The sequence below is a fragment of the Paenibacillus cookii genome, from assembly GCF_018333375.1.
In the GTDB taxonomy this organism is placed as follows: Bacteria; Bacillota; Bacilli; order Paenibacillales; family Paenibacillaceae; genus Paenibacillus_AQ; species Paenibacillus_AQ cookii.
The window spans coordinates 395,790-408,330 of record NZ_BORW01000001.1 but is presented as its reverse complement, the minus strand read 5'-3'; the positions used below and the strand labels follow the sequence as shown (position 1 = coordinate 408,330).

Genomic DNA, 12,541 nt, shown 5'->3' with positions numbered 1-12,541 from the left:
TTTGTCAGAAAAAAACCACAGCGCGCAAATTTCATTGCATAGTGCAGGCGAAGGCCTGTCCATTTTCGGACCTCAGGATATGTTTTTGAAGATGATCGAAGCGCAGATCCCGGCCCAGATCGTCTCCCGGGAGGCGGAAATCACGATCCGCGGGGAACTGCGGGACGTGCAGGTGGTCGAGCATCTGTTCGAAGTTCTGCTTGAGCTCGTCCGGAACGGTTATATCCTTTCGGAACGGGACGTCGCCTATGCCATCGACCTTGCCAAGGATTTTCGGGCCGACCAGCTGCTCGATCTGTTCAAGGGAGAAATCACGACCACGTTTCGCGGCAAGCCGATCCGGGTCAAAACCATCGGCCAGAAGCACTATGTAACGACCATCCGCAAGCGGGACATCGTGTTCGGAATCGGGCCTGCCGGTACGGGGAAAACCTATCTGGCGGTCGTGTTGGCCGTTGCCGCTTTGAAGGAAGGCGCCGTCAAACGCATCGTGCTCACGCGTCCGGCCGTCGAGGCGGGAGAAAGCCTCGGATTTCTGCCGGGGGATTTACAGGAAAAGGTCGACCCGTATTTGCGTCCGCTTTATGATGCCCTGTACGACGTGATGGGCCCGGAGCAGACGGCCAAAGCGCTCGAAAGAGGACTGATCGAAATCGCGCCGCTCGCCTATATGCGCGGCCGTACGCTGGACGACTCCTTCATCATTTTGGACGAAGCCCAGAACACCACCCCTGAACAAATGAAAATGTTTTTGACCCGTCTCGGCTTTGGCTCGAAAATGGTCATCACCGGCGACGCGACGCAAATCGACCTGCCGCGGGGCAAAAAATCCGGGCTTATCGAGGCGAAACATATACTGGAAGGCATCGAGGAGATCGGCTTCGTTCATTTCGCCGAGCAGGATGTCGTCCGTCACTCTCTCGTTCAAAAAATAATCACTGCTTACGACAAAGCTGCAGAAAATCAAGATTAGAGGGGATTATCTTTATGACTTCGAAAGAAACGTCATCAGGCAAATCTTTCTCAATGAAACATGTCGGCTGGAAACATAGCGCAGGGACCCGCTATGTTCTCTTTTTATGTCTGGCTGTGCTGTTTTATGTCAGTCTGGCTCCGAATCTGCTCCCGGAACGGTACAACATTCAAGTAGGGGCGCGCAGCGAGAAAGAAATCCGGGCGCCGATGCAAATCCCGAACAATAAGGCGACGCTGAAGGCGCAGGAGCAGGAAGCGGAACGCGTGCAGCCGATTTATACGATCGTGACGGTGCCGAACGAAAATCTGGTCGTGTCCATTTTGGATCGGATCGACCGGCTGAACCAGGATGACCAGGTATCCCGCGAAGATAAAATCGCCATCTACAAGCTTGAAATCCCGCAGCGGGCCAAGGACTTTATTCAAAATTTCGTCAATTCCAACCGGTCGTCGGCGAACTACTCGGACAAGCTGCTGGATGAAATGCTGAAGGTGACCAACCAGCAGAGCTATAAAATTCCGGAAGAGACGTTCATCAAAATTCCGCGGCTCACTTCCCAGGACATCGCCGAAATGAAACCCGTCGCCCGGGAGATCGTATCCCGCCTGACCAACGACCAGGTCGTCGAGGCGCAGGCGGCCCGCGCGAAAGTGGCGGAGCTCGTCAGCGCCAGCACGCTCAACCAGCGGACGGCCAGGGAGGTCGTGCAGGAGCTGTCCAAGCTTGCCATCACGGCGAACAAATTCTACGATGAGGAAGCGACCAAGGAAGCCAAGGTGCAAGCGAGGGAAAACACCCAGCCGGTGTACATCAAGCAGGGCGACGTGCTGGTCGCGAAAGGGCAGCTGATCACGGAAGATTTGTACAATCTGCTCGACGACAACGGTTTGCTTAAAAACGAAGTCAATTATTGGCCTCAGCTGGGGCTGCTCCTGCTGTCTTTGCTGATGTCCGGGGGCCTGCTGCTGTTTATCCGGCAGACGGACCCGAACAAATTCAAGTACAACAACTCGCAGCTTCTGATGCTTGTACTGATCTTTATTATTACCGTCATCACCATGCATTTGGCCGGCATCCTGCAAAGCACGGAAAGGCCTTACATCGGATACGTCGCTCCCGTGGCGATCGGAGCTACGCTCGTGACGCTGCTGCTGGACATGACGCTGGCGTATTTTTGCTCGATGTTGTTCTGCATTTTGGCCAGCGTCATTTTGAACGTGCATCAGGGACAAATGTTCGACTTTACCTTCGGATTTTTTTCGCTGGTCGCATCGGTGGTGGCGATCTTTTCGATCCACCGCGCGAGCCAGCGGTCCACGCTGCTCAAGGGCGGCATTATGGTCTGCCTGTTCGGTTCGCTGTCGGTATTCATCATGACCGTGATCGGAAGCGGCGGCCAATGGAATCAGATCCAGACGCTTTACGCGATCGGTTTCGCTTTTGCCGGCGGCCTGCTCACCGCCATTTTGGCGATCGGGCTGATGCCGTTTTTCGAAGTCACGTTCGGCATTTTGTCGGCGCTGAAGCTGGTCGAGCTGTCCAACCCCAACCATCCGCTGCTGCGGAAGCTGCTGACGGAGACGCCGGGCACCTATCACCACAGCGTGATGGTCGGCAATCTGTCCGAAGCCGCCGCGGAGGCGATCGGAGCGGACGGGCTGCTCTGCCGCGTGGGTTCGTATTACCACGATATCGGGAAAACCAAACGGCCGAGTTATTTCATCGAAAACCAGAACAATATGGGGAACCCGCATGATAACCTGGACCCGAAAATGAGCAAATCGATCATCATCGCCCATGCGCGGGACGGGGTGGAAATGCTGAAGGAATATAAAATTCCGAAGCCGATCCGGGATATCGCCGAGCAGCACCACGGCACGACGTTCCTCCAGTATTTCTACCACAAGGCGCTCCGCCTGGCGGAAGAGCAGGGCAAGGAGCCCGATTTTACCGAGGAGGATTTCCGTTATCCCGGCCCGAAAGCCCAGTCCAAGGAATCGGCCGTCATCGGCATTGCCGACAGCGTGGAAGCGGCGGTGCGTTCCTTGCGGAACCCGACCGTGGATCAGGTGGAATCGATGATCGAAAAAATCATCAAAAGCCGGCTGGACGATCACCAATTCAATGACTGCGACTTGACGATGAAGGAACTGGACATTATCGCCAAAACGCTAAAAGAAAGCGTCATGGGGATCTTCCATTCCAGGATCGAATATCCGGAAGAAATCAAAAAGAACAAAACGACTGAAGAAACGAGAAGGAGCGGTTAGAACATGGGACTGCAGCTAGCATGGACGAACGAGCAGCAGGAGCTTGCGATCGGCGACGAACTGATCGCGACGCTCGAGCTGCTGCTGCAAAAAGCGGGGGAGGCCGAAGGCATCCGGGAAGGCGAAGTGGCGCTGACGTTCGTCGATGACCAACAAATTCATGAACTGAATAAGGAGTACCGCGGCATCGACCGCCCCACGGACGTGCTTTCCTTTGCCATGAACGAACATACGGACGAAGAGCTGGACATCGTTTACGAGCTGGAAGAGGGAGAAGAGCTCGCGGATCTGCCCGAAATGCTCGGGGATATTATCATTTCCGTGAATCGCGCGCAGGCGCAAAGCGAAGAATATGGACATTCCCTGGAACGTGAAATCGGATTTCTGTTCGTTCACGGATTCCTGCACCTGCTGGGCTACGACCATCAGGACAAAGAAAGCGAAGCCGAAATGATGGGCAAACAGGAAGCGGTCCTGGCCGAAGTGGGGCTTACGCGTTAATGCCGAAAAGGACGTTTTGGGCCGCGTTCGGATATGCGGCGCAAGGGATTGTTTACGCGCTGCGGACGCAGCGCAACATGAAAATCCATGCGGCGGCGGCCGTGGCCGTCATAGCGGCGGCAGCGCTGCTGCATGTATCGTGGGAAAGATGGGTCGCGCTTTTGTTTGCGATTGCGCTCGTCATGGCCCTGGAACTGGTCAACACGGCGCTGGAATCGGTGGTGGATTTGGCGTCGCCCGAACTCCATCCGCTGGCCAAAGCGGCCAAAGATACGGCTGCCGGCGCAGTGCTGCTGGCAGCTGTTTTTGCCGCCATCACCGGGGTGATCGTGTTTTATCATCCGGTGGTAGGGCTTTTAGGCTGGGGCGGAACCCATCAATAGTTTTTCGGAATTCGAAGGAGGATCATCCATGGAATCAGCATTGTTATTGCAAGAAGCGATTAAAGCGCGCATGAACGCCTATACGCCGTATTCCCATTTTGGCGTCGGCGCTGCGCTGCTCGATCAGGAAGGACATGTCCACCATGGCTGCAACGTCGAAAACGCGGCGTTCGGGCCTACCAACTGCGCGGAACGTACGGCATTGTTCCGTGCGATCGCCGACGGGCACAAAGCGGGAAGCTTTCAGGCGATTGCCGTCGTCGGAGATACCGAAGGGCCGATTTCCCCTTGCGGCGTGTGCCGGCAGGTGCTGCTCGAACTGTGCAAGCCGGACATGAAAGTCATCTTGGGGAACCTGAAAGGCGACATGATGGAAACGACGGTAAGCGAGCTGCTTCCGGGGGCTTTTGGTCCTTCGGATCTGGATCGTGCCAAGAAGTGATATAAGCAACATTCTTTTTTTGGGGCCCGTTTCCGCGGCCGGGTTCGGTTCGTCCGTCCCGGCATTCGCGGATTCAGGGCCCCGGACGGTCTTTCGCGAAATGCGGATCATTGAAGGAGGTCATGTGTCAATATGGCGAAACCGGTATTCAAATCCGGCTTTGTGGCAATCGTGGGCCGGCCGAACGTAGGCAAATCCACGCTGATGAATCAGGTCATCGGACAAAAAATCGCGATCATGTCCGACAAGCCGCAAACGACGCGCAATAAAATCCACGGGGTATACACGACCGAGGAAACCCAGATCGTATTTCTCGATACGCCCGGCATTCATAAGCGCCAATCGAAGCTTGGCGATTACATGAACCAAACCGCGCTCAATACGCTGAAGGAAGTGGAGGCCGTATTATTCCTGGCCGACGTTTCGGAAGGATTGGGCGGCGGGGACCGGTTTATTATCGAACAGCTGAAGGGTGTAAAGACGCCGGTCATTCTCGTGCTGAACAAAATCGACAAAATCGAGCCGGATGCGCTGCTTCCGATCATCGACGAATACAGCAAGCTGCATGAGTTTGCGGAAATCGTGCCGATTTCGGCTTTGAGCGGCAACAACGTGAACCGCCTGCTTGAACAGGTGGAAAAGTACTTGCCCGAAGGCCCGCAGTATTATCCGGCCGACCAGGTAACGGACCATCCGGAGCAATTTGTTTGCGCCGAGCTGATCCGCGAAAAAATTCTGCATATGACCCGCGAGGAAGTGCCGCATTCGATTGCGGTAACGATCGAGGACATGCGCGTGCAGGAGAACGGGGTCGTATACATTTCGGCCGTCATTTTCGTCGAAAGGGATTCCCAAAAAGGCATTATCATCGGGAAGCAAGGCGCCCTGCTCAAGGAAGTCGGCAAACAAGCCCGGCAGGACATTCAAAATTTGCTGGGTTCGAAGATATTTTTGGAATTGTGGGTCAAAGTAAAAAAAGACTGGCGCAACCAGGAACGCGTGCTTCGTGACCTCGGCTTCCACCGCGACGCCTAACCGGCGGCGCCCGCCCTCATCTGGCAGGAATTGCTTTACATAGATCCGGTTCGTTCGCCGCATCCTATTTTTGAAGATGCAGACGCCATTTCCAAAGAAAGGATGAATACGAATGCGAGACTTTTCGTGGAAGTATTTTGCGATGACTGGAGATGTGGATGCTTACCTGCTCTATAAGGAATACGCGGGCATGTCGGTAGAGGAAGCGGCCGCGGCGCCGGAGATGGCGGCAGCGGAAGAGACGGGGAATTATGAAGAAAACGAATGATTTGTGGCTGCTCCGGGAATGGCTGGGGGAAGAGGCATGCTATACAGGGTGGAAGGGATCGTCATCCGCAGCATGGACTACGGCGAAGGGAACAAAATCATTACGATTTGCACCGAAAACTCGGGCAAAGTAGGCGTGCTGGTCCGCGGGGCCAAAAAAGTCAAAAGCCGCCACGCTGCTTTAACGCAGCTGTTTACGGAAGCGGAATACGTCTTTTTCAGGAACGGAACGGGCCTTGGAACGCTAAATTCCGGCGAAATCATGAACTCGCATCACGGCCTGAGGCAGGATTTGATTTTGGCGGCGTATGCGTCCTATGCCTGCGAGCTTCTTGACAAGGTCCTGCAGGACGAGGAAACGGGAAGCTTTTGGTATCAGCAGTTAAAGGCTTGCCTGAATGCGCTGGAGGAAGGCAAAGATCCCGGAATTATCATCAATCTGTACGAAATGAAAATTCTTCAGACGGCGGGATACGGACCCGAGCTCCTTTCCTGCATTTCTTGCGGCAAGGATTTGAGCGAAGACGACCATGCGTCCGTAAGCCCGAGATTGGGCGGCGTATTGTGCCGGTCCTGCAGGCATCTGGATCCGCCGGCGATGAGCCTGTCGCCCAAGAGCTTGAAGCTGCTGCGGCTGTTCGCCAGGCTCGACCTTCGGAGACTGGGCCACGTCGACGTCAAAGACGAAACGAAAGCCGAGCTTAAAGCCGTTATGCGCGCTTTTATGGACATGCAGCTCGGACTTAAACTGAAGTCGCAAAGCTTTTTGGATCAGATGGAAAAGTACGGACTGTAACGATGTTGACTTCTCTTTGGGAATCCGGTAATATATATAAAGTTTCTATTCATTGTCTGACATGCGTTGAACGGAAGAGTAGTGGATTTCGGATTCCCAGCAGCGAACCGGGGACGGTGCGAGCCCGGTGGAACGGATTCATGAAAGGCAGCCGGGAGCATGAGATGAAATCGGCTAAAAAGTGGATTGCGGTTCTCCGGTAACGGGAACGGCAGTCAAGTAGGGTGGAACCGCGGGAATGACAGCTCTCGTCCCTATGTCTGTGTTTGCAGGCATGGGCGGGAGCTTTTTGATGTCCCGGTGATGGCCTGCAGCGGATGAAGCAAGCTGACAACCATTGCAATGCCATGATTAGTAAAGGAGAGGCTCATATGAACTTTCAGCAGATGATTTTGACCCTGCAGCAGTTTTGGGCAGCACAGAATTGCATTATCGTGAATCCTTACGACACGGAAAAAGGCGCCGGCACGATGAACCCGATGACCTTTTTGCGGTCGCTGGGACCTGAACCGTGGAAGGTGGCATACGTCGAGCCTTCGCGCCGTCCTTCCGACGGACGTTACGGCGAAAACCCGAACCGTTTGTACCAGCACCACCAGTTCCAGGTCATCATCAAACCTTCGCCGGATAACATCCAGGAACTGTACCTGGAAAGCTTGAAGGCGCTGGGCGTGGATGCGCTGCACCATGACATCCGCTTTGTCGAGGATAACTGGGAGAACCCGTCGCTCGGCTGCGCCGGCCTTGGCTGGGAAGTATGGCTTGACGGGATGGAAATTACCCAGTTTACGTACTTCCAGCAGGTGGGCGGGATCGAGACGCATCCGGTATCCGTCGAAATCACGTACGGCATGGAACGCCTCGCGTCCTACATTCAGGAAAAAGAAAATGTGTTCGATCTGGAATGGGTGGACGGCATCACTTACGGGGATGTGTTCCATCAGCCGGAATACGAGCATTCGAAATACACGTTCGAAGTGTCCGACGTCAAAATGCTGTTTACCCTTTTCAACATGTACGAACAAGAAGCCAAAAAAGCGATGGATCAAAACCTCGTGTTCCCGGCTTACGATTACGTGCTGAAATGCTCGCACACCTTTAACCTTCTCGATGCCCGCGGCGCCATCAGCGTTACCGAGCGAACCGGCTATATTACCCGGGTGCGCAACCTGGCCCGCCAGGTCGCGGCGACGTACGTGGAGGAACGCGAGAAGCTCGGCTTCCCGCTGCTGAAGAAAGGAGGCGACCTGTAATGGCTAAGGATCTGTTGTTTGAAATCGGTCTGGAGGAAGTGCCTGCGCGCTTTTTACGGGCCGCAATGGAGCAGTTGAAGGAAAAAACGGTTCAATGGCTGGAACAATCCCGTTTGTCCCACGGTGCCGTAGAGGCTTCTGCCACCCCGCGCCGTTTGTCGGTGCTCGTGCAGGACGTGGCCGAGAAACAGGACGACGTGGAGGAAGAAGTCAAGGGCCCTTCCCGCAAAATCGCCCAGGACGAAAACGGAAACTGGAGCAAAGCGGCGCTAGGCTTCGCGCGCGGGCAAGGCGTGGATCCGGAACAGTTTACCTTTAAGGAACTGAACGGCGTCGAATACATCTACGTGACCAAAAGCAGCACGGGCGTCGATACGGCATCCATTTTGGCCGAAGGATTGCTTGGCATTTTGTCTTCGATGAACTTCCCGAAAAACATGCGTTGGGGAAGCTACGACTATAAATTCGTCCGTCCGATCCGCTGGCTCGTCGCCATGTTCGGCTCCGACGTCATCGATTTGGAAGTGACCGGCGTAAAATCCGGCAACGTGACGCGCGGGCACCGTTTCCTCGGAACCGAAGCCGTGCTTTCCGATGCTTCCGAATACCGGGAAGCCCTCCGTTCCCAGCATGTCATCGTGGACGTGAAGGAACGCGAAAACATGATCCTGGAACAAATCGGAAAACTCGCGCAGGAGAAAAACTGGAAAATCGCCATCAAGGACGATTTGCTCGAGGAAGTTCTTTTCCTGGTCGAAACGCCGACCGTATTGTTCGGAACGTTCGATCCGTCGTTCCTGAACATTCCGCAGGAAGTGTTGATTACTTCCATGCGGGAGCATCAGCGTTATTTCCCGGTGCTTGACGAACAGGGCAAGCTGCTGCCGTTTTTCGTGACGGTGCGCAACGGCGACGACCGTTCGCTCGACGTCATTGCCAAAGGAAACGAAAAGGTGCTGCGCGCACGGCTGTCCGATGCGAAATTTTTCTACGACGAAGACCAAAAGCTTGAAATCAAGGATGCGCTGTCCAAGCTGGAAAGCATCGTCTTCCACGAAGAGCTCGGCACGGTGGGCGACAAAGTCCGCCGCATTCGCAAAATCGCCGACCAGCTGGGCGAAGCGCTGCAAATCTCCGGAACGGAGCAGGAATACGTCAGCCGCGCAGCGGACATCTGCAAATTCGACCTCGTGACGCAAATGGTATACGAGTTTCCGGAACTGCAGGGGGTTATGGGCGAAGACTACGCGCGCAAGGCCGGAGAAAACGAAGCGGTCGCCAAAGCGGTTTTCGAGCATTACCAGCCGCGTTCCGCGTCGGACGATTTGCCTGCTTCCCTGGTAGGTTCGATCATCAGCATCGCGGATAAAATCGACACGATCGTGGGCTGCTTCTCGATCGGCATCATCCCGACGGGATCCCAGGATCCGTACGCCCTGCGCCGCCAATCCCAAGGGATCGTTCAAATTCTGCTCGCGAAGCAAATGCCGCTGACGCTTTCGCAAATTTTCGGCATCGCCATCGACGTTCATGCCCAATTCCGGGAGATGAAACGCCAGGGCAGCGAAATCCGCAAGGACCTTGAGGAATTTTTCGGCCTGCGCGTGAAAAAGCTGCTGTCCGAAAACCTCCGTTACGACGTCGTTGACGCCGTCATTGCCGCAGGATTCGACGACGTGATGTCCATCGTGTCCCGCGGGGATGCGCTGATGAACGCCGTTGAAGGCGGAGACGAGTTCAAAACGACGGTCGAGTCCTTCAACCGGGTAAGCAATCTCGCCGCGAAGGCTTCCAAGGCTGCGGTCAGCGAAAGCTTGCTTCAGGAAGAGGCGGAAAAGGAACTGCACGCCGCTTGGCTGCAAGTGCAGAAGCCGTACTCCACCGCTCTTGAACAGCGGGACGGGGCCAAGGCGCTGGGCATTTTGGGCGAACTGAAACCGGCCATCACGAATTTCTTCGATGCCGTCATGGTCATGGCCGAAGACGAAAAAGTCCGGGCCAACCGCTTGGGACTTCTCGCGCAGATCGATCAGGGCTTAAAGCAGTTTGCCGATTTTAACAAGCTTGTCTGGTAGGATATAGATTCGCCGAACGTACGGAACGGGAAAGCACCCAGTGCTGGCCTGTTCCGTATTTTCGGAAAGCTGTCAGAAGTTGTTATTGGGCCGCAAGAAGGATTTTGGCATCCATTGGGCGTATATTACGTATATACGAGTATGGCAAACCATGATTACAGGGTGATATATTCTGGCTGATATGCATACGATCCACATCGTCGTCGACGGGGACGCCTGTCCCGTAAAGCGTGAAATTGGCGAGACAGCTAGAGCCTTCCGCATTCCTGTGCTGATGGTTTCTTCTTATGACCATTTTATCGAGGCCGAAGAGGGCGTCCAAACGATCCAGGTCGACCGCAGCGACCAAAGCGCGGACCTGTACATCGCCAACCACATCCAAGCCGGGGACGTCGTCGCCACGCAGGACTACGGTTTGGCCGCGCTTGCCCTTGCGAAAGGCTGCCATGCGATATCGTTCCGGGGGCAAAGCTATACGCGGGAAAATATCGAATTCATGCTCGATCGGCGCCATCATCAGGCCAAGGCCAGGCGAAGAGGCAGCTACGGCAAAGGCCCTAAACCGATGACGCAGGCGGACAAATTGCTTTTTCAACAGAAACTGACAAAACTTTTGCGCAGATTGCAGGAGAATGTTTAACAGTAGCGAATAATATTTTACGTGCCAAAAAGAGATGAAGGTGGTTTGGATGAATGCCGGACATGGCAATATACCGGAAAAAGTGATCGATGCGGTGCTGGACAAGCATGATATCGTCGATACGGTAAGCAGGTACGTTCATCTGACCAAGCAGGGGAAATACATGAAAGGCCTCTGCCCGTTTCATTCGGAGAAAACCCCCTCTTTTACGGTGACGCCGGATCGGCAGATTTTCTACTGCTATGGCTGCGGCAAGGGTGGAAATGCCATCAAATTCAGGATGGAAATCGAAGGGTTATCCTTTCCCGAGGCCGTCAAACTCATGGCGGAAGAAAGTCATATCGAACTGCCGGAAGGACCAGGGGCTGTCGTGATTCCTCCGAATCCGGAGCGAGACCGTCTGCTACAGGCCTACGAGTGGACTGCCAAATTTTATCACTATTTGCTCAAAAACACGGAGCATGGCAAAGCGGCGATGGACTATTTGCGTTCGCGCGGCTTTAACGACAAAATCATCGATCAGTTTCAGATCGGCTATGCCCCGGACCGTTGGAATACGATTGTTCAGTTTCTGACCAATCGATCCTTCGATTTGCAGGAGATGGAAAAAGGCGGGCTGTTGTCCAAGCGAAGCGACGGGGAAGATTATATCGACCGCTTTCGGGGCCGCGTCATGTTTCCGATCTGCGACCGCAACGGCAAAGTCATCGCTTTTGCGGGCAGGGTGCTCGGCGACGGACAGCCGAAATATTTGAATTCGCCCGAAAGCAAGCTGTTCAACAAAAGCCGGATTTTGTACAATCTTCATCAGGCCAAACCGTCCATCCGCAAGCTGCGGCAAATCGTATTGTTCGAAGGATACGGCGACGTGATTTCGGCTTGGGAAGCAGGCGTGCAAAACGGCGTGGCCACCATGGGCACCTCGCTCACGGAAAGCCATGCGGCCATGATGAAAACGATGGCGGAGGAGGTCGTCGTTTGTTACGACGGGGACCGGGCCGGACAAGCTGCTGCGATGAAGGCCATTCCTCTTCTGGAGGGAGTCGGTCTGAGGGTGAAAATCGCCGTCATTAACGAAGGCCTCGATCCGGACGAATTCATCCGGAAATACGGCGGGGACCGCTTTCAACGCCAGATCATCGACGGAGCGGTTTCAACGACGAAATTTAAGCTTATACATCTGAAAAAAAACCATATACTGCTAGAAGAAGACGGGAAAATCGCGTATACGAAGGAAGTGCTTCCGATTATCGCGGGACTGCCTTCATCGACCGAGCGGGAAGTTTATTTAAAGGAGCTTGCCGCGGAGCTTGAGCTTTCCTTCGAAAGCCTGAAGCAGGATTGCAACGAGATCCGCCAATCCATGTTAAAAAACGCGCCGGATGGGGATAATAACGACAAAAGGTGGAATAATGGTAGGCATAAAAAAGGTCAGGTGTCCGCACCTGTTTTACTGCCGGCATACCATACTGGAGAACGGCGCCTTTTGGCCATGATGCTGCAGGATGCCGAAGCCGCGAGCTACGTGCAAAAAAGGCTCGGCGACGCATTTAACATTGATGATCATGCAGCGATTGCTGCTTATCTATATGCCTATTACGCACAGGGCAAACCCCCGGATATCAGCCGCTTCATGTCGTTTTTGCACGATGACCGCCTGGAGAAGACCGTTAGCTCCATCTCTATGATGGATACTCCGCCGGAGTGGAACGTGCAGGAGCTTGAGGATTGCATCCGGGAAGTACAGAAAGTTCCGCAGAAAAAACAGATCGACAAGAAAAGAGAAGAAATGATCATTGCCGAGCGTTCAGGGGACTTTTTGCGTGCTGCACAAATTGCAAGTGAGATTATAGCCCTAGAGAGACAATAAAGAACAGGCTTGAATGTTTCTAGGGAGGAGGGA

The 12,541-nt window shown here is 54.3% G+C and carries 12 protein-coding genes; all 12 read left to right on the top strand.

Annotation, left to right across the window (positions count from 1 at the left end):
- Position 1: 1 nt before the first annotated feature.
- The 12 genes from KI367_RS02085 to dnaG all read left to right on the top strand — a co-directional run bounded on the left by KI367_RS02085 (position 2) and on the right by dnaG (position 12,508).
- The gene (locus tag KI367_RS02085) at positions 2 to 973 is read left to right on the top strand and encodes a PhoH family protein (RefSeq protein ID WP_036712318.1); all 972 of its coding nucleotides are present in this window, start codon (positions 2 to 4) and stop codon (positions 971 to 973) included.
- A gap of 14 nt (positions 974 to 987) precedes the next feature.
- On the top strand, positions 988 to 3,246 hold the full coding sequence (locus KI367_RS02080; protein ID WP_212947210.1) for an HD family phosphohydrolase: 2,259 nt from the start codon (positions 988 to 990) through the stop codon (positions 3,244 to 3,246).
- Between the two features lie 3 nt (positions 3,247 to 3,249).
- A complete protein-coding gene (ybeY, locus tag KI367_RS02075) occupies positions 3,250 to 3,747 on the top strand; it encodes an rRNA maturation RNase YbeY (protein ID WP_036712317.1) in 498 nt (165 codons plus the stop codon).
- The gene (locus KI367_RS02070; RefSeq protein WP_036712316.1) at positions 3,747 to 4,130 is read left to right on the top strand and encodes a diacylglycerol kinase family protein; all 384 of its coding nucleotides are present in this window, start codon (positions 3,747 to 3,749) and stop codon (positions 4,128 to 4,130) included. The genes ybeY and KI367_RS02070 overlap by 1 nt, the downstream gene beginning before the upstream one ends.
- A gap of 28 nt (positions 4,131 to 4,158) precedes the next feature.
- Positions 4,159 to 4,572, top strand: coding sequence for a cytidine deaminase (locus KI367_RS02065; protein WP_036712313.1), 414 nt, complete (start codon positions 4,159 to 4,161; stop codon positions 4,570 to 4,572).
- 132 nt (positions 4,573 to 4,704) lie between these two features.
- Positions 4,705 to 5,607, top strand: a complete 903-nt coding sequence (gene era, locus KI367_RS02060; RefSeq protein ID WP_212947209.1) for a GTPase Era — start codon at positions 4,705 to 4,707, stop codon at positions 5,605 to 5,607.
- A 112-nt stretch (positions 5,608 to 5,719) separates the two neighbouring features.
- Entirely contained in the window at positions 5,720 to 5,875 is a 156-nt protein-coding gene (locus KI367_RS02055; RefSeq protein WP_212947207.1) for a YqzL family protein, read from the top strand.
- Between the two features lie 36 nt (positions 5,876 to 5,911).
- Positions 5,912 to 6,670 carry a DNA repair protein RecO gene (gene recO / locus KI367_RS02050; RefSeq protein WP_036712310.1) on the top strand — a complete coding sequence of 253 codons (759 nt, stop codon included), beginning with the start codon at positions 5,912 to 5,914 and terminating at the stop codon, positions 6,668 to 6,670.
- A 371-nt stretch (positions 6,671 to 7,041) separates the two neighbouring features.
- The gene (gene glyQ, locus KI367_RS02045) at positions 7,042 to 7,923 is read left to right on the top strand and encodes a glycine--tRNA ligase subunit alpha (protein ID WP_212947205.1); all 882 of its coding nucleotides are present in this window, start codon (positions 7,042 to 7,044) and stop codon (positions 7,921 to 7,923) included.
- Entirely contained in the window at positions 7,923 to 9,998 is a 2,076-nt protein-coding gene (gene glyS / locus KI367_RS02040; RefSeq protein WP_212947203.1) for a glycine--tRNA ligase subunit beta, read from the top strand. Before glyQ ends, glyS begins: the two co-directional genes overlap by 1 nt.
- Positions 9,999 to 10,179: 181 nt before the next feature.
- Entirely contained in the window at positions 10,180 to 10,638 is a 459-nt protein-coding gene (locus tag KI367_RS02035; RefSeq protein ID WP_036712307.1) for a YaiI/YqxD family protein, read from the top strand.
- Between the two features lie 49 nt (positions 10,639 to 10,687).
- A complete protein-coding gene (dnaG, locus tag KI367_RS02030) occupies positions 10,688 to 12,508 on the top strand; it encodes a DNA primase (RefSeq protein ID WP_036712305.1) in 1,821 nt (606 codons plus the stop codon).
- Positions 12,509 to 12,541: the final 33 nt, after the last annotated feature.

What these genes read in the sequence shown, in the direction of transcription:
- KI367_RS02080 (WP_212947210.1), top strand. Translation starts at nt 988, where the DNA reads ATGACTTCGAAAGAAACGTCATCAGGCAAATCTTTCTCAATGAAACAT.
- ybeY (WP_036712317.1), top strand. Translation starts at nt 3,250, where the DNA reads ATGGGACTGCAGCTAGCATGGACGAACGAGCAGCAGGAGCTTGCGATC.
- KI367_RS02070 (WP_036712316.1), top strand. Translation starts at nt 3,747, where the DNA reads ATGCCGAAAAGGACGTTTTGGGCCGCGTTCGGATATGCGGCGCAAGGG.
- KI367_RS02065 (WP_036712313.1), top strand. Translation starts at nt 4,159, where the DNA reads ATGGAATCAGCATTGTTATTGCAAGAAGCGATTAAAGCGCGCATGAAC.
- era (WP_212947209.1), top strand. Translation starts at nt 4,705, where the DNA reads ATGGCGAAACCGGTATTCAAATCCGGCTTTGTGGCAATCGTGGGCCGG.
- KI367_RS02055 (WP_212947207.1), top strand. Translation starts at nt 5,720, where the DNA reads ATGCGAGACTTTTCGTGGAAGTATTTTGCGATGACTGGAGATGTGGAT.
- recO (WP_036712310.1), top strand. Translation starts at nt 5,912, where the DNA reads ATGCTATACAGGGTGGAAGGGATCGTCATCCGCAGCATGGACTACGGC.
- glyQ (WP_212947205.1), top strand. Translation starts at nt 7,042, where the DNA reads ATGAACTTTCAGCAGATGATTTTGACCCTGCAGCAGTTTTGGGCAGCA.
- glyS (WP_212947203.1), top strand. Translation starts at nt 7,923, where the DNA reads ATGGCTAAGGATCTGTTGTTTGAAATCGGTCTGGAGGAAGTGCCTGCG.
- KI367_RS02035 (WP_036712307.1), top strand. Translation starts at nt 10,180, where the DNA reads ATGCATACGATCCACATCGTCGTCGACGGGGACGCCTGTCCCGTAAAG.
- dnaG (WP_036712305.1), top strand. Translation starts at nt 10,688, where the DNA reads ATGAATGCCGGACATGGCAATATACCGGAAAAAGTGATCGATGCGGTG.